At 69.6% G+C, this 24,296-nt stretch carries 19 protein-coding genes and 1 pseudogene; 12 read left to right on the forward strand and 8 right to left on the reverse strand.

What is annotated here, in order from left to right; genetic code table 11:
• Positions 1–6: 6 nt before the first annotated feature.
• On the reverse strand, positions 7–1,215 hold the full coding sequence (locus AB8998_RS28810) for a thiolase family protein (protein WP_369741284.1): 1,209 nt from the start codon (positions 1,213–1,215) through the stop codon (positions 7–9).
• Positions 1,216–1,223: 8 nt separating this feature from the next.
• Complete coding sequence (locus tag AB8998_RS28815) at positions 1,224–3,443, reverse strand: acyl-CoA dehydrogenase family protein (RefSeq protein ID WP_369741285.1); 2,220 nt, start codon at positions 3,441–3,443, stop codon at positions 1,224–1,226.
• 116 nt (positions 3,444–3,559) lie between these two features.
• Between AB8998_RS28815 and AB8998_RS28820 the strand changes: the two genes are divergently transcribed.
• Positions 3,560–4,168, forward strand: coding sequence for a TetR/AcrR family transcriptional regulator (locus tag AB8998_RS28820; protein WP_369741286.1), 609 nt, complete (start codon positions 3,560–3,562; stop codon positions 4,166–4,168).
• Between the two features lie 115 nt (positions 4,169–4,283).
• Complete coding sequence (locus AB8998_RS28825) at positions 4,284–5,363, forward strand: DUF190 domain-containing protein (RefSeq protein ID WP_369741287.1); 1,080 nt, start codon at positions 4,284–4,286, stop codon at positions 5,361–5,363.
• 10 nt (positions 5,364–5,373) lie between these two features.
• On the opposite strand, the gene AB8998_RS28830 is transcribed toward AB8998_RS28825, so the two are convergent.
• Positions 5,374–6,267, reverse strand: coding sequence for a fructose bisphosphate aldolase (locus AB8998_RS28830; RefSeq protein WP_369741288.1), 894 nt, complete (start codon positions 6,265–6,267; stop codon positions 5,374–5,376).
• A 400-nt stretch (positions 6,268–6,667) separates the two neighbouring features.
• On the opposite strand from AB8998_RS28830, the gene AB8998_RS28835 reads away from it, so the two are divergent.
• From AB8998_RS28835 to AB8998_RS28855, 5 genes and pseudogenes are all read left to right on the forward strand, one after another.
• Positions 6,668–7,288, forward strand: coding sequence for a TetR/AcrR family transcriptional regulator (locus tag AB8998_RS28835; RefSeq protein WP_369741289.1), 621 nt, complete (start codon positions 6,668–6,670; stop codon positions 7,286–7,288).
• A gap of 98 nt (positions 7,289–7,386) precedes the next feature.
• On the forward strand, positions 7,387–8,523 hold the full coding sequence (locus AB8998_RS28840; RefSeq protein ID WP_369741290.1) for a phosphotransferase: 1,137 nt from the start codon (positions 7,387–7,389) through the stop codon (positions 8,521–8,523).
• Between the two features lie 173 nt (positions 8,524–8,696).
• Positions 8,697–10,469 (forward strand): N-acyl-D-amino-acid deacylase family protein, encoded by a 1,773-nt coding sequence (locus AB8998_RS28845; protein WP_369741291.1) that lies wholly within the window; start codon positions 8,697–8,699, stop codon positions 10,467–10,469.
• Positions 10,470–10,472: 3 nt separating this feature from the next.
• Positions 10,473–11,637 (forward strand): annotated as a pseudogene (locus tag AB8998_RS28850) (SRPBCC family protein).
• 50 nt (positions 11,638–11,687) lie between these two features.
• Entirely contained in the window at positions 11,688–12,068 is a 381-nt protein-coding gene (locus AB8998_RS28855; RefSeq protein ID WP_369741292.1) for a hypothetical protein, read from the forward strand.
• Between the two features lie 54 nt (positions 12,069–12,122).
• Here AB8998_RS28855 and AB8998_RS28860 read toward each other — a convergent pair whose 3' ends face one another.
• From AB8998_RS28860 to AB8998_RS28870, 3 genes are all read right to left on the reverse strand, one after another.
• On the reverse strand, positions 12,123–13,694 hold the full coding sequence (locus tag AB8998_RS28860) for a SulP family inorganic anion transporter (RefSeq protein WP_369741293.1): 1,572 nt from the start codon (positions 13,692–13,694) through the stop codon (positions 12,123–12,125).
• A gap of 276 nt (positions 13,695–13,970) precedes the next feature.
• Positions 13,971–14,237 (reverse strand): VOC family protein, encoded by a 267-nt coding sequence (locus tag AB8998_RS28865; RefSeq protein WP_369741294.1) that lies wholly within the window; start codon positions 14,235–14,237, stop codon positions 13,971–13,973.
• A 33-nt stretch (positions 14,238–14,270) separates the two neighbouring features.
• Positions 14,271–15,599: a sensor histidine kinase gene (locus tag AB8998_RS28870; protein WP_369741817.1), complete on the reverse strand. Its 1,329-nt coding sequence runs from the start codon at positions 15,597–15,599 to the stop codon at positions 14,271–14,273.
• A 201-nt stretch (positions 15,600–15,800) separates the two neighbouring features.
• Here AB8998_RS28870 and AB8998_RS28875 point away from each other — a divergent pair, with 201 nt between their 5' ends.
• From AB8998_RS28875 to AB8998_RS28885, 3 genes are read left to right on the forward strand one after another with little or no spacing between them, the layout of a single operon-like run.
• Positions 15,801–16,415, forward strand: a complete 615-nt coding sequence (locus tag AB8998_RS28875; RefSeq protein WP_369741295.1) for a TetR/AcrR family transcriptional regulator — start codon at positions 15,801–15,803, stop codon at positions 16,413–16,415.
• Positions 16,416–16,419: 4 nt separating this feature from the next.
• Positions 16,420–17,631 carry an acyl-CoA dehydrogenase family protein gene (locus AB8998_RS28880; RefSeq protein WP_369741296.1) on the forward strand — a complete coding sequence of 404 codons (1,212 nt, stop codon included), beginning with the start codon at positions 16,420–16,422 and terminating at the stop codon, positions 17,629–17,631.
• A 38-nt stretch (positions 17,632–17,669) separates the two neighbouring features.
• A complete protein-coding gene (locus AB8998_RS28885; protein WP_369741297.1) occupies positions 17,670–18,887 on the forward strand; it encodes a GNAT family N-acetyltransferase in 1,218 nt (405 codons plus the stop codon).
• A gap of 248 nt (positions 18,888–19,135) precedes the next feature.
• On the opposite strand, the gene AB8998_RS28890 is transcribed toward AB8998_RS28885, so the two are convergent.
• Positions 19,136–20,386 carry a cytochrome P450 gene (locus AB8998_RS28890; RefSeq protein WP_369741298.1) on the reverse strand — a complete coding sequence of 417 codons (1,251 nt, stop codon included), beginning with the start codon at positions 20,384–20,386 and terminating at the stop codon, positions 19,136–19,138.
• A 95-nt stretch (positions 20,387–20,481) separates the two neighbouring features.
• Here AB8998_RS28890 and AB8998_RS28895 point away from each other — a divergent pair, with 95 nt between their 5' ends.
• A complete protein-coding gene (locus tag AB8998_RS28895) occupies positions 20,482–21,090 on the forward strand; it encodes a TetR/AcrR family transcriptional regulator (protein WP_369741299.1) in 609 nt (202 codons plus the stop codon).
• Positions 21,091–21,119: 29 nt separating this feature from the next.
• On the opposite strand, the gene AB8998_RS28900 is transcribed toward AB8998_RS28895, so the two are convergent.
• The gene (locus AB8998_RS28900; protein WP_369741300.1) at positions 21,120–22,172 is read right to left on the reverse strand and encodes a hypothetical protein; all 1,053 of its coding nucleotides are present in this window, start codon (positions 22,170–22,172) and stop codon (positions 21,120–21,122) included.
• Positions 22,173–22,466: 294 nt separating this feature from the next.
• Between AB8998_RS28900 and ctaD the strand changes: the two genes are divergently transcribed.
• A complete protein-coding gene (gene ctaD, locus AB8998_RS28905; RefSeq protein WP_369741301.1) occupies positions 22,467–24,194 on the forward strand; it encodes an aa3-type cytochrome oxidase subunit I in 1,728 nt (575 codons plus the stop codon).
• Positions 24,195–24,296 lie beyond the last annotated feature (102 nt).

The following is a 24,296-nucleotide window of genomic DNA, read 5'->3' on the forward strand; positions in this document are numbered from 1 at the left end:
GTTCGATCAGTCTCCCTGCAGGACGAGCGTGGTCTGCTCCGAAAGGATTCCGCCGTTGCCCGACACGAAGGCGCGGTTGCAGTCGGCGACCTGCGCCGCCCCCGCGCGGCCCATGATCTGGCGGGTGGCGTCGCAGACGTGGTGCATCCCCCCGGCCAGGCCCGCCTGGCCGAAACCCAGTTGCCCGCCGGCGGTGTTGAGCGGGAAGTCGCCGCGAAACGTCAGGTCGTGCTCGGCGACGAACCGCATGCCGGTGCCCTTCGGGCAGAACCCCGCGTCCTCCAGCGACAGCAGCACGGTGATCGTGTAGCAGTCGTAGATCGAGACCATGTCCATCTCCTCGCGCGCGAGACCGGCCATGGCGAAGGCGGTGTCGGCCGCCGCGGCGATCGGGGTGTGCAGCAGGTCCTCGGCATAGGTGGGGGTCTTGAACGGCACGTGCTCCCCGAACCCCTTGATCCACACCGGGCGGTTTCGGGCCCGTCCGGCCAGGTCGGCGTTGGCGACCACCACGGCGGCGCCCCCCACGCACGGCATGACGATCTCCAGCATGTGCAGCGGGTCGGCGATCACCGGACTGGCCAGCACGTCGGCGACGGTGAGCGGCTTGTCCTTCCAGATCGCGCCGTCGGTGTGGTTGGCGTTCACCCGCTGGTCGACGACGATCTTGGCCATCGCCCGCTCGTCGTAGCCGTAGACCGCCGCGTACCGCGTCGCCACCTGGCCGTAGGGTCCGTTCTGCCCCAGGTTTCCGTACGGGATCTCGAATTCGGCCTGCGGCGAGCCGTATTGGTTGCTCGACGAACCGAAGAACATCGCGTCCACCACCGGCCTGGGCTTCTTCTCCGACGACGGCGTGATGTAGCGGGCCGGCAGCGCACACAGCACCGCGTCGCAGATGCCGAGCTCGATCGCGGCGGCGGCCCGCCAGACCATGGCTGCGGCGCTGGCCCCGCCCAGGTCGACCAGTTCGGCGAATCGCGCACCGACGCCGAGGTATTCGGCGACGGTTGACGGCACGAAGATCTGCGACTCGGCCAGGTGTGACGTCGCGATGCCGTTCACGGTCGTGGCCGGCAGGCCCGCGTCGTCGAGCGCCGCCGCGGCCAGTTCGGCCCACTGCTCGAGCACGAACGGCGCGGGTGATGCCTTGTTGAGCCGCTCGGGGGGAAGCTCGACGTATCCGACGATCGCCGCTTCGCCGCGTAATCCCATGGCGTCGCCTACTTTCGGGGTAGTCCGAGGATCATCTGCGCGATGATGTTCAGTTGGATCTCCCGGGTGCCGCCGCCGATCAACTCGGCGGGCAGATGCAGGTAGCGCTCCACGATGTCGGGGTCGGAGTCGGCGACCATCGCCGCGCGGCCGGTCAGCTGCAGCGTGGCCCCGAACGTCCTGCGCAGCAACACGTTCATCGCCACCTTGGCGATGCTCGACGCCGGGCCGGAGGCCTCGCCGCCGAGCAGGCGGATGGTCTCGCGGACACCGAGGGCCTTGATCGCGTTGGTGTAGGCGTCGAGCTCGCCGAGGGCGCGCAGCGCGTCGTCGCGGTCGGGTCCCGGCTCGGCGGCGAGCCGGCGCAGCGCGGCCGCCCGGTCGAACTTGACGTAACCGCTGATGGCCGTGCGCTCTTCGGCCATGGTGGAGATCGCGAGGTTCCAGCCGTCGGTGGGCCCGCCGAGCAACATTTCGTCCGGGACGAAGACGTCGTCGAGGAACACTTCGTTGAAGTGCGCCTGCCCGGTGGCCGTTTTGATCGGCTGGATTTCGATACCGGGCGACCGCATGTCCAGGATGAAGTAACCGATACCACGGTGCTTGCCGGCTTCGGGGTCGGTACGCGCCAGCAGGGCGCCAAGGTCGGCGTACTGCGCCAACGACGTCCAGATTTTATGGCCGTTGATCCGCCATCCGCCGTCGACCTTGGCTGCCCGGGTGGCCAGCGACGCGAGATCGGAGCCGGCACCCGGCTCACTGAACAGCTGGCACCAATGAATCTCACCGCGTAGGGTCGGCGGAATCAGCTTTTCTTGCAGATTTTTCGGTCCGGCGGCCAGCACCGAGGGCAGGATCCACTCGGCGATGTTGAGCGACGTCCGGACCAGCCCGGGTCGCCTGGCGAACTCTTCGTCGATGATGAGCTGCTTGAGGGGGCCCGCATCGACGCCCCACGGCGCCGGCCAGTGCGGCGCAATCAGGCCGGCATCGGCCAGCAAGGTGCGCTGGGGCCCGGAGGCCTGGTCCGGGTAGTCGCCGTGCGGTGCCGGCGTGTCGTTGCGCAACTGCATTGCGGCATCGAGGGTCTCGGCCACCCACGACCGGAACTCCGCTTCCGCGGCACCCAGGTCGACGGACATGTCGCGTTGCCGCGTGCAGGTCAGCTCCCCCAGCCGCCTGGCCCAGCGGTTGGCCGGGCCGATCGACGCGGCCAGGCTGATCGCCCGCCGCCAGTACAGGTGCAGGTCGTGTTCCCAGGTGAAACCGATCGCGCCGAACATCGTGAGCGTGTCGAGCACCAGATCGGGCGCCGGCGAGATCGCCATCACCGCGGCCCCGGCGGCGGCGATCCGGTGCTGCTCGAGGGGTTCGTCGACCGCCCGCATCGCATCCCAGGCCGCCGCAGTCGCCAGTTCGCTGTTGACCAAAAGCATCGCCGCGTTGTGCTGCAGCGCCTGGAAAGTCCCGATCACCTTGCCGAACTGCTCCCGGGTCCGCAGGTGCGCGGTGACCGCCTCGACGCACCACTGGGTGATACCGGCCGTCATGCTCGCCACCAGGCTCACCGCGACACAGCGCGCCCGGCCCGCGTCGATGCCGGTCAGCACCGCGGAAGCGGCGTAATCGGTCAGCCGCAGCACCCCGACGTCGCCGACCAGGTCGGTCCCCGAGACGGGTTCAATAGCGGCCGTAGGTGTTTCGGGCTCGATGAGCGCCCAGACGACGTCGTCGTCCGGGGTGCGGGCGCCCGCCAGGATCGTCCGGGCCGCGCAGACGCCGGCGGTGACCGCCGACGTTCCCGTGACGAGCCAGCCGCTGCCGTCGGCGCGGGCGCGCAGATCGCCGTCGCCGGGAAGGACGACCGCCGCGGGCCGGCCGGCCACGAGATCGCGCAGCAGGGAGTCGGCGGCCGGCGCCGGATCGGCCAGCAGCGCAACGGCGCCCGTCGTCACCGTCGCCAGCAACGGCCCGGGCAGCAGCGTCTTGCCCGCCGATTCCAGCACGCACGCCGCGTCGATCAGCCGACCGCCCTGCCCGCCGAGCCGCTCCGGCAGATGCACCGCGTGAAAGCCGTTCGTCACCAGGGCGTCCCACCATGCCGGCAGCTCACCGGCCGCCAGTGCGCCGAAGCCGGCGCGTGTCTCGGCGATGGGGGCGTGCCGCCCGGCGAACCGCCCGACGGCGTCGGAGAGCTCCTGCTGTTCCGGGGTCAGTCCGAGCGTCATGACAACGTGTTCTGCGTGAGCCGCACGGACTGCCATCCCTCCTTACAAGACGAACCGTCTCGTCTTGTGGCAGACTACGGGGTGGGCCATGATCTGTAAAGCGGGAGGATCACCGGATGCGAGCCGATCTCAGCCGGGCCGACCCGCCGCGCCGCCGCAGCGAGAAGTCGCGCACCGCCATCGTCACCGCCACGCGGGAGCTGTTGATGGAGCGCGGGTTCGACGGCCTGACCATCGAGGCGGTCGCGGCCCGGGCCGGAGTGGGAAAGCAGACGATCTATCGCTGGTGGCCCAGCCGTCCTGCACTTGTCGCCGACGTCGTCCTCGAAGACGCCGACAGGATTCTCGCGTCGGTCGACCACACCGCCGACCTGGCCGCCGACCTCGTCGGGTGGGTGCACAAGCTCGCCGCGGCCCTGACCACGTCCCGCGGGTCGGCGATGCTGCGCATCCTGACCGTCGCGGGCATCGAACACGAGGACACCGCCGTCAAGTTGCGGGCCGGCTTCAGCTCACCACTGCACGAAAGTGTCCGGGCACGGCTGCTGGCGCACGGCGCCGACGAGGCGACCGCCGAGTCCGCCGCCGACGCCATCGTCGGGGGCGTGGTGTACCCGATACTTTCTGACGCCCAGGCGTATTCGCTGTCCCGGGCCGAACTGACGGCCCGCCTCATCGTCGGGGCACTCGGGCTCGAACCGGCACCGGGTTCGCCGGGCGGGTAAGCTCGCGGCACAGTGGTCGAGCACAGTGACGGAGCTTCCCCGGCGCGGACGGTGCCGCCGCCCCGGCGGGCGTTGGCGGTGAAACCTCCAGCGCGGCAACGGTTCAGGACTCGCCGTGGATGAAGAGTGCCTGAAGCTGAGCACGTATCTGGCCGAACGCCGCCGCACCGACGACGGATTCGTCTCGGATGTGCTGCTGGGCCTCTACCAACGGCGCGGCGTCGCCAGCAGCGTGCTGTTGCGCGGGGTCGGCGGCTTCGGGACGGGCCGCCACTACCGCTCCGACCAGTCCCTGACGCTCTCGGAGGACCCGCCCGTGCTGATCACGGCGGTGGACAGCAGGCCCACGATCGAAGGGCTCCTCGACGACGTGCTCGCGGTCAAGCAACGCGGGCTGGTCACCCTCGAACGGGCGCGGTTGCTGCGCGGGGAGATCGAGCCGCTGGAACTCGGCGACGCGTTTCCCGAGGCGGTCAAGCTGACGATCCACCTGGGCCGCAAGGAACGCGTCTACGGGGTTCCGGCCTACATCGCGATCTGCGATCTGATGCACCGGCGCCACATCGCCGGAGCCTCGGTGTTCCTGGGTGTCGACGGCGTCGCGCACGGGCAGCGGCAGCGGGCGCGGTTCTTCGCCCTCAACGCCGACGTGCCCCTGATGGTCGTGGCCGTGGGGTCCGGCGAGCTGATCGGCCGCGTGCTGCCCGAGCTCGGCGGCCTGCTCGAGCACCCGATGATCACGCTCGAGCGGGTGCGCGTGTGCAAGCGGGACGGGGCGTTGCTGGAACCGCCGCACGCCCTGCCGAAGGCCGACGGGCACGGCCTGCCGCTGTGGCAGAAGCTGTCGGTGTACACCTCCGAGTCGGCGCGCCGCGGCGGCGTGCCGATTCACCGGGCGCTGGTCCAGCGGCTCTGGCGGCGCAAGACGCCCGACGGCGCGACGGTGCTGCGCGGCATCTGGGGCTTTCACGGCAACCATCCGCCGCACGGCGACAAGGTGCTAGCCCTGGGCCGCCGCGTCCCCGTCGTCACCACCATCATCGACACCCCGGCCAACATCGCCGAATCCTTCGAGGTGGTCGACGAGCTGACCCGCGAAGACGGGCTGGTGACCAGCGAGATGGTGCCCGCATTGGTCTCCGACGAGCGCGATGCCCGCCAGGGCCGGCCGCCGATTGCCGACCACCGCTACTGAGCCCGCGGGCTCAGCCGGCGACCGAGGCGTCGTAGATCGACTGGATCGCCTTGTCCAGCGTGGCGTTGAACTGCTCGTCGGTCTGGTCGGCAGACAGCCCCTCGGTCAGCGCGCGGCTGAAGCTGGCGATCAGCCCCGCGTTCTTGGCGAGCAGCTCGTTGGCCTCCTCGCGGGAGTAGCCGCCGGACAGGGCCACCACCCGCATCACCTTCGGATGTTCGATCAGGGGCCGGTAGTAGTTGACCTCGCTGGGCAGGCTGAGCTTGATCATCACCCGCTGCCCGTCGGGCACGGTGTCGAGCTGCTTGGTGATCTCGTCGCGCAGGATCGCCTCGGCCTCCGCCTTGTCCGGGATGGAGATCGTGACCTCGGGTTCCAGGATCGGCACCAGCCCGTGGCCGAGCACCTGGTGGCCCACCTCGAACTGCTGGGCGACCACCGCGGCGATGCCGTGGCGGTTGGCGGCGCCGATCACCGAGCGCTCCTTGGTGCCGAAGACGCCCTTGCTGACGGCGCGCTCCAGCAAGTCGTCCAGACCCGGCATCGGCTTCATCAGCTGGACGCCGTCGGACGCCTCGGCCAGGCCCTTGTCGATCTTGAGGATGGGCACCACGCCCTTGGTCTCCCACAGGTAGGTGGTCGACGGCCTGCCCTCGATGTCGCGGTCCATGGTCTGTTCGAACAGGATCGCCGCCAGGACCCGGTCCCCGGTGAAGGCGGGGGAGGTGATGATCCGCGACCGCATCTCGTGGATGAGGTCGAACATCTCCTTCTCGGAGGAGTACGCGTCGTCGGAGATGCCGTACTGGCGCAGTGCCTTCGGGGTCGATCCACCGCTTTGGTCGAGCGCCGCGATGAACCCCTTGCCCGAGGTCATCCGGTCCGCTTGCTTCTCGTTCGGCATGGAACTCTCCACTCCCTCGTGGTCCCCTGTGATCGCGGCGCAGCTTGAGCCTCACCCGATCATATTCGGGTCGGTGGACGCCGGGAACAGCCCGGTCATGGTACGGGCGTCGGCACCTGCCGGATGCGTTCGGCGCGGTCCGCCCTCGACGGGCTCGGCGGTTTCGGCGGGCCCGGCGCGGCGCGCGCCGCTGCAGGTGATGCCGCCGTCGATCCCGGAGAAGCCGGGCGCCCCGTCGAGACGCCGGTTCTGCAGTGGCCCAACGCAAGTCCCGCCCGCCGGGCCGGGGGCATGCCGGTGCGAGCACGACTCACCTGCCGCGGCCGTTCCCACCATTGGCCTTTCACGTAGCGGCATTTGGGATCTTGCGTGGCGCAACGCATCCCGTAACATCGGCGCCATGGAACCGAGCCGGTGGTGGGGCGACGACCGCGCGATCCTCGACGACGAGGAGGCCCGCCGGCGCATCCTGGACGCCGCGGGGCGCTGCATCGTCCGCCGGGGCAACACCCAGTTCCGGATGGGCGAGGTGGCCGACGAGGCGGGGGTCTCGCGCTCGACGGTTTACCGCTACTTTCCCGGCCGCGACGACGTCCTGCTGGGCATGCTGCTGATGCGCGTCGACGGTGCGCTCGGCGAGCTGGTCCGCTCGCTGCCCGAGATGGAGGATCCGGTCCGGTCGCTGCCCGAGATGGTCCTGTCCCGCGTCGAGTCGGTGGCGGGCAATCCGCTGAACGAGGCTCTGTTCGCCGCCGAGAGCACCGCGGTGTCCACTGCCCTGGAGAAGGGCTCCGAACCCCTCGTGGAGTTGCTGCTGCGCCATTACGGACCGTTGCTGGAGCGGTGGAAGGCGGCGGGTCGTCTCTATGACGACCTCGATCCCCGCGCGGTCGTCCAGTGGTTGCACACGACGACGCTGTTCTTGCTGGCGCCGGCGTGGCGGCATCGCCCCGTGGCCGACAAGCGCCGGTTCGTCGAGCAGTTCGTGGTGCGCGCCCTGGTCCCACCAATCAGACAATAACTTCATATTGTCTGATGTCCAGACGCTGAGCTATTTTTGTCCCAGGAGCCGGGCGGCGGTGGCCGCGCCACGCTGTTCGACGACCAGAATGGACTCGCATGACAACTGCTGTGGCACAAGCGGTCGCCGTCGTCGAGCTAGGCGCCCACCTGGCTCGCGGGCTAAGCCGGGTGGGCACCGACGCGATCGTGAGCGGCTGGGCGAGCCTTCCCCGCACGGTCGACGACATCGACGCCACGGTGCTCTCCAGGGTCATGGGGGCCACCGTGAGGTCGGTGCGCATCCTGAGCAGCAACGCGGGGACGTCGTCGCGGGCCCGGCTGGTGCTGACCGGCACGGACGTTCCCGAATCGGTGTTCGTCAAGATCGGCGCAAAGTCGGCCGCCACCCGGCTGATGGGGGAACTGGGCCGCCTGGGGCACACCGAGGTGCGCTTCTACCGCGAACTCGCACCGCAGGTCAACGGCGCGCCCTACTGCTACGGCGCCGCCTTCGACGGCTGGACGGGCCGGTATCTGCTGGTTTTGGAGGACCTGCCCGCCGAGTCGTACGAGTTTCCCGACACGCTGCACCCGATCTCCACCGACCAGGCCGCCCTGATCGTCGACCTGCTGGCCGACCTGCACGCCACCTTCTACAACCGCCTGCCCCGCGACGGGCGCGGCCCGCTGGGGTGGCTCTACACCCCGTCGGGCGACGTGACCTCGCTGTTGACCGGGTCACTGATGCACGCCTCGATGCAGCGCCTCGCCGGGCGTACCGACATCCCCGTCGAGCGGGGCCGGTTCATCGCCGACAACTACCGCGCCGTGGCGGCGCTGATCGACACCCCGCCGCACACGGTCATGCACGGCGACGCACACCCGGGCAACATGTACTTTCACGGCGGCAAGGCGGGGCTGCTGGACTGGCAGGCGGTGCGGCGCGGACACCCCGGCCGCGAACTCGCCTACACGCTGATCACCAGCCTGACACCGGAAGACCGGCGCGCGGCTCAGCGCGAGCTGCTCGACGACTACCGGCGCGGCCTGGCCGCAGCGGGCGGCCCCGGCCTCGACCGCGACGAGCTGTGGCTGCGGTACCGCCAGGGTGCCCTGTACGCCTACGTCGCCCCGCTGATCACCGCCGGAATGGGCGGGATGCAGGCCGACGACATCGCGATGGAAGGCCTGCGCCGCGGTGTGGCGGCGCTGGAGGACCTGGAGACCGTCGCCGCGCTGCGGGCGTCGCTGTAACCTCCGCCGTGCCCGGCGATCTCGTTGTGCCCCTTGGCTTGTCGGCACGAGGCGGCCGGTCCGGGCCCCGCGGCGGCCCGCAATCCATTGACTCGGCCCAGCTCCGGGAATATCGTCTGCAGTTACGCTACGTCGCGTCGCGTAATGCCGCACGACGACAAGGAGAAGCCCACATGTTCGACCTGAAAATCATCGGTGGCACCGTCGTCGACGGCACGGGCGCGCAGCGCTACCGCGCGGACATCGGGATCAAGGACGGCAAGATCGTCGACGTCGTGCGCCGCGGGGCCGACGACGCTGCGCCGGGCGGGTTGCAAACCGCCGAGGCGGCCGAGACCATCGACGCGACGGGCCGCGTGGTGGCCCCGGGCTTCGTCGACATCCACACCCACTACGACGGCCAGGTGAGCTGGGACAGCTCGCTGGAGCCCTCCAGCGGTCACGGCGTCACCACCGTGGTCACCGGCAACTGCGGCGTGGGTTTCGCCCCGGTCCGACCGGGCCGTGAGCAATGGCTGATCGAGTTGATGGAGGGCGTCGAGGACATCCCCGGCACCGCGCTGACCGAGGGCATCACCTGGGGCTGGGAGAGCTATCCGGAGTACCTCGACGCCATCGGTGAGCAGCGCTTCGCGATCGACGTGGGTTCCCAGGTCGCCCACGGCGCCGTCCGCGCCTACGCGATGGGCGAGCGGGGCGCCCGCAACGAGCCGGCCACCCCGGATGACATCGCAGCGATGGGGCGGCTGGTCACCGAGGCGATCGAGGCCGGCGCCCTTGGGTTTTCGACGTCGCGCACCCTGGGCCACCGGGCGATGGACGGCGAACCCGTGCCCGGCACGTTCGCCGCCGAGGAGGAGCTGTTCGGCCTGGGCCGCGCCATGGCCGCCGGCGGGCAGGCGGTGTTCGAACTGGCGCCGCAGGGGGCGGCGGGCGAGGACATCATCGGCCCGAAGAAGGAGCTGGACTGGATGCGCCGGCTGAGCGGCGAGATCGACCGGCCGGTGTCGTTCGCCCTGATCCAGGTGGACGCGGACCCGAAGCTATGGCGCGAGATGCTGGACCTCTCCGCGGACGCCCACGCGGCCGGCGCCCGGCTCTACCCGCAGATCGCGGCGCGCCCGTTCGGCATGATGATCGGCTTCCAGGGCCATCACGGCTTCAGCCACCGGCCCACCTACCGCCGGCTGAAGGCCGAGTGCAGCCGCGCGGAACTCGCGCAGCGCCTCGCCGACCCCGTCGTGAAGGCGGCCATCCTGTCCGAGGACGACCTGCCCGTCGACCCCACCCAGTTGTTCGACGGGATGTTCGCGCTGGTGCAGCACTCGCTGCACCGGCTCTACGCGCTGGGCAACCCGCCCGACTACGAGCCCACCCCAGACCGCACCGTCGCCGCCATCGCCGCGGCGCGCGGCGAGGACCCCCTGTCGACGCTGTATGACCTCATGCTCGAGGCGGAGGCGACCTCGATGCTGATGCTGCCGCTGTTCAACTACGCCGACGGCAACTGCGACGCCATCCGGGAGATGCTGCTGCACCCCGCCGGGGTGCTGGGGCTGTCCGACGGCGGCGCCCACTGCGGGATGATCTGCGACGCCTCCTACCCCACGTTCCTGCTCACGCACTGGGCGCGGGACCGCCGCCGCGGCGAGAAGTTGTCGCTGGAGTACGTGATCCGCAAGCAGTCCCGCGACACGGCGCACCTGTTCGGCCTCACCGACCGCGGCACGATCGAGCCGGGCAAGAAGGCCGACATCAACGTGATCGACATGGCTGCGCTGACCCTGCACCCCGCGGCGATGGCGTTCGACCTGCCCGCCGGCGGGCACCGGATCCTGCAGGGCGCCAGCGGCTACGCCGCGACCATCGTCAGCGGCACGGTGACCCGCCGCAACGACGTCGACACCGGGGCCCGTCCCGGCCGCCTGGTACGCGGGGCGCGCTGAGGGGTGGCGGTGAGCCGCGACGATGATGCGATCGGCACCCCGCCACCGTGCCCGACGCTGGTGCCGGCCTCGCGCTATTACTCACCGCGGTCGTCGCGCTCGTGGTCGAACGCATGTGGCCCAAGGTGTGGCAGCTCGCCTGCACGCTCGACCACCTCGCCGAGCCGGGCGACTACTTCGAGTACCGCTGCGGGCCGTACTCAGTGCTGATCGTCCGCGGGGACCCGGAATCTGGAGGCGGGTTGCGCGCTTTCCAGAACGCCTGCCGCCATCGCGGCAACTCGCTGTGCGTGGGCCGCTGGCCGACTACCTGGAGGCGGTCCCCGACGATATCGCCTGGTGCGGGCTGGGCGACTTCCGCTGCTACGCCACGCTGACCGTCGAGGTGGACGCCAACTGGAAGACCGTCGCCGACGGCTCGAGACCTACCGCATCGCCACGCTGCACCCGGAGTCACTGCGCTGCGTGGACGACATCCATGCGCCGCAACGCATCTGGGGACACACCGGCACGTCCGACCAGCCCTACGGCGTGCAGAGCCCGCATTTCGACGGCGCCTTGAGCGACGAGGAGGTCTGGGACGCCTACGTCCACACCCAGGGTGCGCTGATGGGCGTGGCCGAGGGCACGCCGTTGCCGGACCGCGAGGCCGGGCAGACGGTGGCGGAGGTGATCGCGGCGCGAACCTGGGCATTCGCCGCCGGGCGCGGGGTGGACCTGGGCTGGGCCGATACCGACCGGATCACCCGGCTGCACCAGTACAACGTGGTCCCGAACACGACGTTGCCGACCAACGCGGACCACTTGACCGTCATGTGCTCGCGGCCGCGCGACGCCGACCCCGCTCCCGCTCCCGCTCCCGCTCCCGACAAGGGCGAGCTGGTGATGTTCCCGATGACGCGGATGGCACCGGGCGCGCCGCGCACCAAACCGGCGGATGTTCGCGTGACGGCTGAGACGGCTGAGCCGGGTGTGGTTCTGACGCAGGACATTCGGGTTCTCCCCGGCGTACAGCGGAGGCATGCATCAGCCGGGCTTGACCCATCTGGTTCTCTCCGGTGAGGAGCGGCGCGCGATCAACATGCACCGCAACCGCGAGCGCTACCTCGACCTGCCCGAGCCCGAACGCATGCGTGGCGACACGGCGGACGAAACTTCATCGACGTAATCGCCGCAGGCACTCGGAAAAGTGGTCTGTGACACATTAGACTTCCGCCTGTGACGACCCCGTCCGACCACTGGGGCGATGAACGCCAGCATCTCTCGCATCAACTGCAGATGCGGTATCAGGCACTGAGCCGGGTCCGGGCGCGGCGGCTGTGTCAGCAATTCGCGAGCGTCGGCGTGCGCACCGCGCCGGGACGTCTTCGGGCGATCGCGGCCGGGTTGCCCGTGGCGGCCGACGAGGTGACGGACGTCCATTTCGCGCTCATCGCGCTGGAGATGAACCGGGCGACGCGCGCCGCCAGGATCAAGCGGCTGAAGCGGCGCGGCTCCCGCTCGTTGCTGCTCGCCGGACTGATTCTCGTGGTCCTACACTTCCTGCTCTGCGTCGCCTACCTGCTGCTGAACCTGGCCCAGCAGGGCGCACCGCTCTAGCTGCACCCCGCGAGCAGACGCAAAAGCTCCCCATTCACCGGCGTGTCGGGGCTTTTACGTCTGCTCGCGGAGTTGGCGGGCGACCAACGTCAGCCGGGCCCTGCGCCGGTTGGCCTCCGACCGCGCGGCCGCCGGCGTGCCCGCCTCGGTGTCGCCATCGATGTGCACCGTTCCGCCGGTGCTGCGATGCTGATGCTGCCAGTCGCTGATCGCCTGCTGCGCAGCATGATCGAGGTAGTCGGTGAGCACGCTTACGGTGACCGTGGTCCGTTGCGGCACGGAGGCGAGCACGCGGGTCAGCCGCGGCAGCGCCAGGAACGTGCACGCGCCCTCGAGGACGATGTGCCATTCGTCGCCCACCGGGACGGCCTCGATCCGGGCCCGAATCACCCGCCATCCGGTCAGGACGATGGCCAGCGCGAGTCCGATCATGACGCCGTGCAGCAGATTGAGGAAGACCACGCCGACGGTGGTCACCATGTACACCGCCAGGTCCCCGTTGCGCAGTGCCGTCTCGATGTGGGCGGGCTTGAGCAACTGGGCGCCGACGACGATGAGCAGCCCGGCCAGCGCGGCCGTGGGAATCTCTTCGACCAGCCCCGCGAACGGAACGGTGAACAGCAGGATCCAGAAACCGTGCATGATCGCCGAGGCGCGGGTCTTCGCGCCGGCGTTGACGTTGGCCGCGCTGCGGACGATGACACCGCTGACCGGCAGCGCGCCGATCGCACCGGCCGCGACGTTGGCCACGCCCAGGCCGATCAGCTCGCGGTCGAAATCGGTGCGGGGCCCGTTGTGCATCCGGTCGATCGACACCGCGGTCAGCAGGCTCTGGACGCTGGTGATGAGCGTGACGGTGAGCACGCCCATCGCGACGGCTCCCCAGTTGCCGTCGGGCAGCTCGGGCAGCCGGATCGCGTCCAGCACCGATCCCTCCAGGCGGATCCGGGGCACCTGGAACGGGAAGACGACCGACAGGACCGTCACCGCGACGATGGCGACCAGCGGGCCCGGGACGCGGCGCAGGCCCGCTGGCATCCAGTGCCAGCCGATCAAGAGGGCAATCACCAGGACCCCGAGGATCACGCCGGGCCGGTGCGCGTCGATTATCTGCCCGGGCAGACCGACGACGTTCTGCCAGGCCGTGCTCTTGGACTTGCCGCCGAGCAGCACATGCATCTGCTGCAGTGCGATGGTGATGCCGATGCCCGCCAGCATGGCGTGGACCACGACGGGCGAGATCGCCAGCGCGGCCCGCGCGACGCGGCTCAGCCCCAGCAGCACCTGCAGAGCGCCGGCGGCCGCGGTGATCAAACAGGTTATCCCCCAGCCGAATTGAGAGACGAGGTCGGCCACGACGACGGTCAGGCCCGCGGCGGGGCCGCTGACCTGTAACGGCGAGCCACCGAGAAATCCTGCCAGGATCCCCCCGACGATCGCGGCGGTCAGGCCGGCGAGCACCGGCGCATCCGAGGCGATCGCGATCCCCAGCGACAATGGCAGCGCCACCAGGAAGACGACCAGCGAGGCCGGAAGGTCGTGGCGCACCACCGCACGTAGCCGTTCGGTACGCGCCGACGGCCCCGGCTCGACGCCCGCGTCGTCGAGCGTTTCGGTGCGCTGCATCGATCCCCCCTCGTGGTGTCCTGGCAAGTGCTGCGGTGCCCGCCGGACGTCGCAGCCGGTCATGTCCGCGTAATCGGTTGAAGCCCAAAGCTATTACACATCAAAGCGCCGCCGCCCAGCCTGGCTTCTAGGCTCGAAGGTAGGTGGGCGGGCGGGCCCGGTCAACCCGGCGAGCCGAGTGCATATCGAATGCAAATCTTCGGCGCGGACGCGCGTCGGGGCTTCTCAGGCTCGGTCGTGGTGGCAGACCGGTTCGAGCTTGAGCCCGAACGGGTCCTACCAGAATATCGCGTAGTAACGCCCGGGTGGTTCGATGCCGGTGCCGCCGTTCGCGATGACATGGTCGTGGACGGCGCGCACCGCTGCTGGCGCCGCACCATAAAGGCCAAATGCTGCAATCCCTTTCGCTGCGACGCGTACTCCCCCGGGCTGGTCGCCGACCGGCCGGTAGACGAATTCGTTGTCAGCGACGAGAAACGGGTCCAACCCGACGAGGGGCAGGAGCGCGTCGTAGTAGCCCCTGGCGGCCGGCAGGTCCGGCACGTTGACGCCCAGGCAATCCGACCGCTACGTGCGTCACGCCGGGCCGCGGCCGTCGCCGGCCAGTTTCAACAGCAGTCGCGTCCCACCCAGCGGGCTGGCGTGCAAGGAGGCCTCCCCGCCGTGCAATTCGGCCTGCTGCGCCACCAGCGCGAGCCCCAGCCCGGAACCCGAACGCGAGGCCGTGGAGCCGCGGGAGAAGCGCTCGAAGACGGTGGCGCGTTCGTGTTCGGGAACCCCGGTGCCGTTGTCGTCGATCGTGATCTGCACGCCCTCAACGGAACTGGTGACGTTGAGCTGGATCTCGGTGGCGCCGCCGTGCTTGACGGCGTTGGCGATGGCGTTGTCGATCACCAGGCGCAGGCCGGTGGGCAGGCCTACCATCAGCACGGTCGGCGAGGGCAACAGCGACACGTCGACATCGGGGTAGACGCGCAGCGCGTCGTGGGCGGCGCGATCCAGCAGTTCGGTGATGTCGAACGGCACGAAATCGTCGGAGGTGGTGAGCTGCCCCTGCGCGAGCCGTTCGAGTGCCGTCAGCGTCGACTCGATGCGGCTCTGGGTGCGGATGACGTCGCTGATCACCTCGTGGCGCTGCTCGGGCGCCAACTCCAGCGTGGACAGCACCTCCAGGTTGGTGCGCATGGCGGTCAACGGGGTCCGCAGCTCGTGCGAAGCGACGGCGGCGAAGTCGCGCGCCGATTCCAGCGCCGCCTTGGTGCGCTGCTGCTCGTTACCGATGCGCGCCAGCATTCCCTCGACGGCCTCGGCGATCTCCACGGCCTCGCGCACGCCGCGGACCTGGACCTCGTCCGGACTGGACTGGGCGTTGATGGCCCGCGCCTGCTGGGCGAGCAACAGGAACGGGTTGACCATGATCAGCGAGATAACCCAGCCGACGAGTACAGTGCCGCCGATCACGCTGGCGCAGATCAGCATCACGCGCAGGTGTAGTTCGTTGATGCGGTGCTGCGCCTCGGCCAGTGGGGCCGCGAGCGCGATCGAGGCCGGGCCCGCGGTGAAGGTGCGGACCCGGTACTGCACGCCGTTGATGGTGGTGTTCGCATAACCGTTGGGCAGCTTGGGCAGCACGATGTCGCTGGGCACCGAGACGGTCACACCGCCGATGCGCGCGGTGCGGACCAGGTTGCCGTCCGGTATCGGCCGGTCCGGGCTGGTGAGCTGGCCGCTGTTGAGCAGCGTGTTGATGTCGCCGAGGCTGCTGACCGAATCCAGCCGCCGGTCGAGCTGGCTGTACTGGTCGTTGGTGACGCCGATCCACACCCATGCGGCCAGGGCGACGGCGAAGCCGATCACCCCGAGCTGGGCGATGATGACGATGGTGCGCAACGACAGCACCCGCATCGGCAGCCGCACCAGCCGGAGCATGCGAGACCCGTGCTCCATCAGACGACAGGCCGGGGGTCGGGCTGCGGCTGGGCGGAAATCATGGGTCGATTATGGTGCACGGCCGCGCCGGCCGGCCCCCGACAAGCGGGCCCCCGGTGACGGGCGTCTCACGGCGCACGTTTGCGGCGCCGCCTGGTGAGTGAGTACTCTCTCACCATGGCCATCTCCGGACGCGACCGACTGCTGGCCGAGGCGCTGAAACTCTTCGCCGCCAAGGGATACGCGGCGACGTCGGTGGCCGACATCCAGCGGGCATCCGGCCTGGCGCCGGGGTCGGGGGCCCTCTACAAGCACTTCGGCTCCAAGCGCGAGCTGCTCGAGGCCGCGGTCGCGCACCGCATCGAGCGGATCGTCGCCGCGCGCGAGCAGTACGACGCCGGGGAGCCGGGCAGCGTGGAGGCCGCGGTGCGCACCGCCGGCCAGCTGATCTGGGACAACCTGCGCCAGAGCGAGGACCTGCTCAAGGTCATGCTGCGCGAACCGGACGAACTCGGCGACCTCGACGAGAAGACCTGGCAGGTCATCACCGACAACGCCTATCAGCGGTTCGCCGACGAACTGGCCGCCTCCAACCGGTCCGGCCGCACCCGCATCCCCGATCCCGAGGCGGCCGCGGCCGTGGCGATCGGGTCGTTGTCCTACGCCGCGACGCTGCAAGCGCTGACCGGTCGCCTGCCCGGCAACGTCGGCGAACAGCGTTACTTCGAGGCGTGGGTCGGCCAGACGGTCAGCGTCCTCACCCAATACCGAAACCGTGAGATTCAGGAGTAGAACCGTGACGTTTTCACTGCAACTGAGCGACGACGTGATCATGGTGCGCGACTGGGTGCACCAGTTCGCGGCCGACGTGATCCGCCCCGCCGCGGCCGAATGGGACGAACGCGAGGAGACGCCGTGGCCGGTGATCCAGGAGGCCGCCAAGGTCGGTCTCTACTCCTCGGACCTGTTCGCCCAGCAGGCCGCCGAGCCCAGCGGGCTGGGCATGCTGACCGTGTTCGAGGAGATGTTCTGGGGCGACGCCGGCATCGCGCTGTCCATTCTGGGCACCGGGCTGGCCGCGGCGGCGCTGGCGGGCAACGGCACCCCCGAACAGCTCGGCCGCTGGCTGCCCGAGATGTTCGGCACGCCCGACGAGCCCAAGCTCGGCGCGTTCTGCTCCTCGGAGCCCGACGCGGGTTCCGACGTCGGCGGCATCCGCACCCGCGCCCGCTACGACGAGGCCTCGCGCGAGTGGATCCTCAACGGCACCAAGACCTGGGCGACCAACGGCGGCATCGCCAACGTCCACATCGTCGTGGCGTCGGTCTACCCCGAACTCGGCACCCGCGGCCAGGCGACCTTCGTCATCGGGCCGGACACCAAAGGCCTTGCGCAGGGCCAGAAATTCAAGAAGCACGGGATCCGCGCCTCGCACACCGCCGAGGTGGTGCTCGATGACGTCCGCCTGCCCGAGGACGCGATCCTGGGCGGCCGGGAGAAATTCGAGGCTCGGATCGCGCGGGTCAAATCCGGCTCCTCCGCGCGCGGGCAGGCGGCGATGAAGACATTCGAGCGCACCCGTCCCACCGTCGGCGCGATGGCCGTCGGCGTGGCCCGGGCCGCCTACGAATACGCCCTCGACTATGCCTGCCAGCGCGAGCAATTCGGCCGCAAGATCGGTGAGTTCCAAGCGGTGGCGTTCAAGCTGGCCGACATGAAGAGCCGGATCGACGCGGCCCGGCTGCTGGTGTGGCGGGCCGGCTGGATGGCCCGCAACAACCTGGACTTCGACGCCGCGGAGGGCTCGATGGCCAAGCTGGTGGCCAGCGAGACGGCGGTCTACGTGACCGACGAGGCGATCCAGATCCTGGGCGGCAACGGCTACACCCGCGACTACCCCGTGGAGCGGATGCATCGCGACGCGAAGATCTTCACCATCTTCGAGGGCACCAGCGAGATCCAGCGCCTGGTCATCTCGCGGGCGCTGACGGGGCTGTCCATCCGCTAGCCATGGTGGCGGCGCCGGGCACCAGACATGATGGCCGGGTGACCACCGACATCCGTGTACTCGACGACGAAGCCGACCTGATCGCCGCGGCCAACGTGTTCCGGGCCTCGATGGTGGGCCTGCCGCCGCTGCCCGACCTGCCGCCCGGCCGGATCACCGAACTGCTGGAGCCCGGCCGCACCATCGGGGCGTTCGTCAACGGGGAACTGGTCGGCACCGCCGACGCCGCGACGAGCCGCCTGACGCTGCCCGGCGGTGCGGTCGTGGGCCATGCCGCCGTGACGCACATCGGGGTGCTGCCGTCGTTCACCCGCAAGGGCATCGCCACCGACCTGGTCGGTCATCAGCTGCGCGACGTCGCCGCACGGGGCGAGGTCGTGGCCACGTTGCGCGCGTCCGAGGCCACGATCTACGAACGGTTCGGCTACGGCGTGGCGAGCTCGTCGCAGAGCGTGGAGGTGGCGACCGCGCGGGCCGCGTTGCGCCCCGACGTCGGGCGCGGCGGTCCGGTGCGGCTGCTCGACGGCGCCGGGGCCTGGGACGCCCTGCCGCGGATCTGCGCCGCGAACCGGCCGTCCCGCCCCGGGACCGTCGACCGCCCGGCCGTGTGGTGGCGAAGCGTGCGGTTGCGCACCGAATCCTCCTCGGCCCCTTGGTATGTGGCGGTCCACGGCGAGCCGGGGCAGGAAATGGGGTTCGTCCGCTACCGCCCCGTCGACACCGAACGGTGGTTCGTCAGCGACCAGCGCACGATCGTGGTCGAGGACTTCTTCGCCCCCACCGAGGACGCCTACCTGGGACTGTTGCGCTTCCTGCTGGGACTCGACCTGATCGACCGCGTGGTGTTCTGGTCGCTGCCGATCGACGATCCGCTGCCGTGGTTGCTTGTTGACCGGCGCGCGATGCGGGTAACCGCGGTGCATGACGAAACGTGGTTGCGCGTGGTCGACTCCGGCAAGGCGCTCTCGGCGCGCCGATACTCCTGCGACGGTGAGATCACCGTCGCCGTCAACGACCTTTTCCTACCGCACAATTCGGCCCACTTCGCTGTCAGCGCCGCGGGCGCCGAGCGCACTGACCGGCGGGCCCGGTTGCACGTGGGGATCGAGGGGTTGGCCGCCGTCCTGCTCGGCGGTGCGACGTGGCGCAGCCTGGCCGTGGCGGGGCTGGCCCGCGCTGACGACCCCGAGGCGGTCGCCGCGGCCGACCGGCTGTTCGAGGTGCCCGACGCCCCCTACGCCGGGTTCTTCTTCTAGCTGGACCGGCGTGAGATCACGGCTCGCATCCCGTTCCTCCGGACCCCTTGGGAGACATGCCTGTTCGACCCGATCGGCGGATGCCTGCGCAGCCACGGCGCGCTGTCGGCCCTGGCGGAGCGAGTCACCATCGTCCGCAACGAGGTGCGGTCGGTCGACGACGACGGCGCGACGACGCTTGCCGACGGCGCCGCCTGCCTGTCGGCGCCCGAGGGCTGCGGCGCTGGGCGACGGGCCGCCGGGCGAGCTCACCTCAGTGAGTAGCGGATCGGCAGGCGCTTGACACCGCCGACGAAGGTCGCGGCGACGAGCTCGGGCGCGCCGGCCAGCTCGATGCTCTTGAGCCGCGGAAGCAGTTCGGAGAAGAAGCTGTTCATCTCCATACGGGCCAGCGCCGCCCCCAGGCAGAAGTGCACGCCGTAGCCGAACGACAGGTGCTTGTTGGGATCCCGGCCGACGTCGAACCGGAACGGGTCGGCAAACACGTCCTCGTCGCGGTTGGCCGAAACATAGGACAGCAGCACGGATTCGCCCTTGGCGATCGGTATGCCGCGCACCTCGGCGTCGGCCTGGGCGGTGCGCATGAACTCCTTGACCGGCACTACCCAGCGGATCATCTCCTCGACCGCGGTGCCCATCAGGCTCATGTCGTTCTGCACCCGCGCCAGCTCTCCGGGATGCTCCAGCAGAGCCAGCAGTCCGCCGGCGATGCCGGCGCTGGTGGTGTCGTGACCGGCGCTGGCCACGATCACGTAGTACGACGCGGTGTCCATGTCGGACAACGGTTCCCCGTGGATCTTGGCGTTGGCGATCGCCGAGGCCAGATCCTCGGTAGGCTGCTCGCGACGCGACGCGGTCAGCGCCGCGAAGTAGTTGAAGAAGTCGAGCAGCACCGCCAGCATGTCCTCGGGATTGGCACCGCGCTGGAACTCGGTATCCTCGCCACCGAACATCTCCTGGGTGAGTTTGAGCATGCGGGGGAAGTCCGATTCCGGCAGGCCCAGCAGCGACAGGATCACGTACAGCGGGTAGTTGACCGCGATCTCCTGCGCGAACTCGAGCTCCGGACCCTTCTCCAGCATCCGGTCGACATAGATCTTGGCCAGCTCGTCGCAGCGGGCCTTCAATGCCCGCATGGCCTTCGGGCGGAACCAGTCCGCCCCGACCTTGCGGATGTCCCGGTGATGCGGGTCGTCCATGTGGATCAGCGTGCGCAGGCCGATGCCGGCCTCCCGGTCCGCGCGCAGCTTCTCGTCGAGTTCGGTGTTCATCAGCAGCGGGCGCGGGTCGTTGGTGAACAGGTCGTTCTGCCGCTCGATGTCCATGATGTCGGCGTGCTTGGTGACCGCCCAGAACGGTTTGTAACCCTCGACGTCGACCCAGGACACCGGGGCGTGGGCGCGCAGGTGGGCCAGCGCCTCGTGCAGCCGCTTCTCGTCGGTGTAGGCCTCGGGGTCGGTCAGCAGCCGCGCCGCGTCGTCCATGATGCGGGTGCTCATAGGTGCTCCTCGGGTAGGGTCCGCCGTCTGACGGGATCTAGAACGGATTCGTTCCTGAATTATGGCCTCTCGCGCGCGTGCGTCAAGATGTCATCATGACTGGCGCGGGCCGTAACTACGGCGGACTCACCCCCGAACAGCGGGCGCAGGAACGCCGCGAACGCCTGGTCGAGGCCGCCCGGATGCTCGTCGCCGAGTGCGGCGTGGCCCCCCTGACCGTCGATCTGGTCTGCCAGCACGCGAATTTGAGCAAGCGGTACTTCTATACCGAATTCGCCTCCAAGGACGACCTGCTCGACGCCTGCGCCGAGGATCTGTTCCGCCGGTTGGTGGCCCGGATGGACGAGGTCCTGACCACCGCCCCGCTCGCGGATCGCGTCGAGGGCACACTGCGCGCCGTGGTGCGCGCGCTGGCGTCCGACCGCGCCGACGCGCGGCTGTACATGGAGTGCCCGGGCTTTCCGCGGCTGCGGGAACATCAACGGCGTGCGGTGCGTGACTTCACCGACCGCATGGTAGCCGACGCCATCGCGTTCACCGGACGCCCGAAGCCGTCCGTCGACCGGAGGTTGGCGACGCGCGCGCTGGTCGCCGGCACCACCGACCTCATCGTCGCCTGGCTGCACGGCGACATCGACACCGACGAAGACACCCTGGTCGCCACCCTCACCGCCGCGGCCGGCGGGGCGGCAACCGCGCTCTAGCGGATTACCTTGTCGCGCGGCGGTTCTCGCTAGGGGCACGGACGGCGCGCCGCGCCCGCAGACGTGTGCCCGGCTCCGTCCCGGCCCAACGAAACCACGACGAACCGCGGGCGGTAGATGCCCACCCGGCGGTACAGGTCGCCCCCGGGCGAGGTGTCGACACTGTTGACGTTGTAGGACACCACGACAGCGGTGGGCGTCGAGTACTCGGGGTGAGCGTGGGCGTTGTAGGTGTAGACGTCGGCGTCGTGGTAGGTACCCGAGCGGCCGCTCTCGGGTGTCACATACAGCGTGGTCGAGGGCCCGAACGGCCCCGTCGGGGCGGGGCCGAACCGGCCGACGATCCGGTCGCTGAATCCCTTGCCGCCCTGCATCGTGGTGAGCAGGTACGCGCCGGGGCGCAGCCTGTGCACCGAGAACTCACCGCCGACGCCGTCGGTGACCCGCGAGGAATCCGACTCCGCCGTCGACCAGCCCCGGCCGGTCCAATAGGAGAAAGGCCGGCGCAGATCGCCTCCCGCGACGCGGGCCACGTGCAGATACCTGTGCTCGCCGTCGGTCTCGGCACCGTACACGTAGGTCCAGGCGCCGGCCGGCTGCACCCACTGACCCCACTGGATTCCCCGCGATCGCGGCAACGGCGTCACCACCGGAACCCGCAGATCGCGAATGCCGAACCGGGCCAACGCCGATCCCACGAAGGCGAAGCCGAACGGACCGGGCCCGCTCGGCCGCCACTCGGTGACCGGAACCTGCAGCGCCCCATCGAGATACGTCGCGGCTCCCAGCCAGAACCAGTGGGTGGGATCGGTCGGCGCGATCAGCGCCGCGGGTCGGGCGGCGGTCCCGCCGACGATGGTGGAGAAGCGTCCCGCGGCGTCACGCACGACGAACGAGTTGTGCACGAAGGCCGCGTCGGGCGGGCGGCCCCGCGCGGTGACGGGGCCGAGGAACGTGTCCGAGAAAGCGAACAGCTCCCGCCCGTCGGGAAGCGGCGCCGACCATGTTGAATCCCCGCCCGTCCACCCGGCACCGGAGTTAGCGTAGCCCGCCAGCGCGGTGTCCAGGCAGGTCAGCGGCACCGCGCGGCGCCGGCGATGAAGTGGCCGGACCCGAGGCGAGCGCGGTGATTAGCAGCACGACGAGCAACCCGCCGGCCCGTCGCCCCGGTCCACGCCGCACCGTCACACGATAGCCCTACCCGGCGCGCAGCCCGGCTTGCGAGCATGGTGAGCCTTTCCTTCCCGCGCGCGCGGAGCACCCAAAACGGGCTGACTTAGGGACGTTTGGCCCTAGGGACGAGCGTTCACGGCTCGGAATACTTAGGCGCCTTATCGAATGCTGCGACCGTTGCTGAATCCTGTGGAGGTAACTCGATGACCGCGGAAGCACCGCCCGTCGCCGGACTCGAAGCCCGTCGGCCCTTCCCACCTCGGCTCGGCCCCAAGGGCAGCCTCATCTACAAGATCATCAGCACCACCGACCACAAGATGATCGGCATCATGTACATGGTCGCCTGCTTCGTGTTCTTCTTCATCGGCGGCCTGATGGCGTTGCTGATGCGCCTCGAGCTGGCGGCGCCCGGGCTGCAGTTCCTGTCCAACGAGCAGTACAACCAGCTGTTCACCATGCACGGCACCGCGATGCTGCTGTTCTATGCGACCCCGATCGTGTTCGGGTTCGCCAACCTGGTGTTGCCCCTGCAGATCGGTGCGCCCGACGTCGCGTTCCCGCGGCTGAACGCATTGTCGTTCTGGCTGTTCTTGTTCGGCGCGCTGATCGCGCTGGGCGGGTTCATCGTTCCCGGCGGTGCGGCCGATTTCGGCTGGACGGCCTACACCCCGCTGTCCCAGGCGGCGCACAGTGCCGGCGCGGGAGCGGACCTGTGGATCCTGGGCATCGGCGTCGGCGGCCTGGGCACCATCCTGGGCGCGGTCAACATGATCACCACCGTGGTGTGCATGCGCGCGCCGGGGATGACCATGTTCCGGTTGCCGATCTTCACCTGGAACATCCTGATCACCAGCATCCTTGTGCTGGTGGTCTTTCCGCTGCTGACGGCCGCGCTGTTCGGGCTGGCCGCCGACCGCCACCTCGGCGCGCACGTCTACGACCCCGCCAACGGCGGGGTGATCCTCTACCAGCATCTGTTCTGGTTCTTCGGGCATCCGGAGGTGTACGTCATCGCGCTGCCGTTCTTCGGCATCGCGTCCGAGATCATCCCGGTGTTCTCCCGGAAGCCGATATTCGGCTACACGACACTGGTTTACGCGACGCTGTCGATCGCCGCGCTGTCGGTGGCGGTGTGGGCCCACCACATGTTCGCCACCGGGGCGGTGCTGCTGCCGTTCTTCTCGTTCATGACCTTCCTGATCGCGGTGCCGACCGGGATCAAGTTCTTCAACTGGATCGGTACGATGTGGCGGGGGCAGTTGACGTTCGAGACGCCGATGCTGTTCTCGGTCGGCTTCCTGGCCACGTTCCTGCTCGGCGGCCTGACCGGCGTGATGCTGGCCAGCCCGCCGCTGGACTTCCATGTCAGTGACACCTATTTCGTGGTCGCGCACTTCCACTACACGCTGTTCGGCACCATCGTGTTCGCCACCTACGCCGGCATCTATTTCTGGTTCCCCAAGATGACGGGGCGACTGCTCGACGAACGGCTGGGCAAGCTGCACTTCTGGCTGACCCTGATCGGCTTCCACACCACCTTCCTTGTGCAGCACTGGCTCGGCAATTCGGGGATGCCCCGCCGCTACGCCGACTACCTGCCCACCGACGGCTGGCAGACGCTCAACTTCGTGTCGACGACCGGAGCCTTCATACTGGGGGTGTCGATGCTGCCGTTCGTGTGGAACGTGTTCAGGAGCTCGCGCTACGGCGAACCGGTGACGGTCGACGACCCGTGGGGCTACGGCAACTCGCTGGAGTGGGCCACGAGTTGCCCGCCGCCGCGGCACAACTTCACCGAGCTGCCCCGGATCCGTTCCGAGCGGCCCGCGTTCGAACTGCATCATCCGCACATGGTGCAGCGGATGCGCGCCGAGTCCTACGTCGGCCGCGGCAAGGCCCACGCCAAAACCCCGGAGCCGGCGCAGGTGTGAGCTCGAGGCCCGGTCACACTCAGCCGGCGCACGCCACGGGCGGCTGGCTCATGCCGCGGTCACCTTTCCCGGGACGACGGCCGGCGCCGGCCCGCTGTCGAC

Source organism: Mycobacterium sp. HUMS_12744610, from assembly GCF_041206865.1.
GTDB classification, from domain to species: Bacteria; Actinomycetota; Actinomycetes; order Mycobacteriales; family Mycobacteriaceae; genus Mycobacterium; species Mycobacterium servetii.

Excerpts from the sequence above, each read along its gene's own strand:
- AB8998_RS28830 (WP_369741288.1), bottom strand. The coding sequence starts at position 6,267 with ATGCCGAACGAGAAGCAAGCGGACCGGATGACCTCGGGCAAGGGGTTC.
- AB8998_RS28840 (WP_369741290.1), top strand. The coding sequence starts at position 7,387 with ATGACAACTGCTGTGGCACAAGCGGTCGCCGTCGTCGAGCTAGGCGCC.
- AB8998_RS28870 (WP_369741817.1), bottom strand. The coding sequence starts at position 15,599 with ATGCGGGTGCTGTCGTTGCGCACCATCGTCATCATCGCCCAGCTCGGG.
- AB8998_RS28820 (WP_369741286.1), top strand. The coding sequence starts at position 3,560 with ATGCGAGCCGATCTCAGCCGGGCCGACCCGCCGCGCCGCCGCAGCGAG.
- AB8998_RS28810 (WP_369741284.1), bottom strand. The coding sequence starts at position 1,215 with ATGGGATTACGCGGCGAAGCGGCGATCGTCGGATACGTCGAGCTTCCC.
- ctaD (WP_369741301.1), top strand. The coding sequence starts at position 22,467 with ATGACCGCGGAAGCACCGCCCGTCGCCGGACTCGAAGCCCGTCGGCCC.
- AB8998_RS28875 (WP_369741295.1), top strand. The coding sequence starts at position 15,801 with ATGGCCATCTCCGGACGCGACCGACTGCTGGCCGAGGCGCTGAAACTC.
- AB8998_RS28860 (WP_369741293.1), bottom strand. The coding sequence starts at position 13,694 with ATGCAGCGCACCGAAACGCTCGACGACGCGGGCGTCGAGCCGGGGCCG.
- AB8998_RS28845 (WP_369741291.1), top strand. The coding sequence starts at position 8,697 with ATGTTCGACCTGAAAATCATCGGTGGCACCGTCGTCGACGGCACGGGC.
- AB8998_RS28890 (WP_369741298.1), bottom strand. The coding sequence starts at position 20,386 with ATGAGCACCCGCATCATGGACGACGCGGCGCGGCTGCTGACCGACCCC.
- AB8998_RS28835 (WP_369741289.1), top strand. The coding sequence starts at position 6,668 with ATGGAACCGAGCCGGTGGTGGGGCGACGACCGCGCGATCCTCGACGAC.
- AB8998_RS28815 (WP_369741285.1), bottom strand. The coding sequence starts at position 3,443 with ATGACGCTCGGACTGACCCCGGAACAGCAGGAGCTCTCCGACGCCGTC.
- AB8998_RS28895 (WP_369741299.1), top strand. The coding sequence starts at position 20,482 with ATGACTGGCGCGGGCCGTAACTACGGCGGACTCACCCCCGAACAGCGG.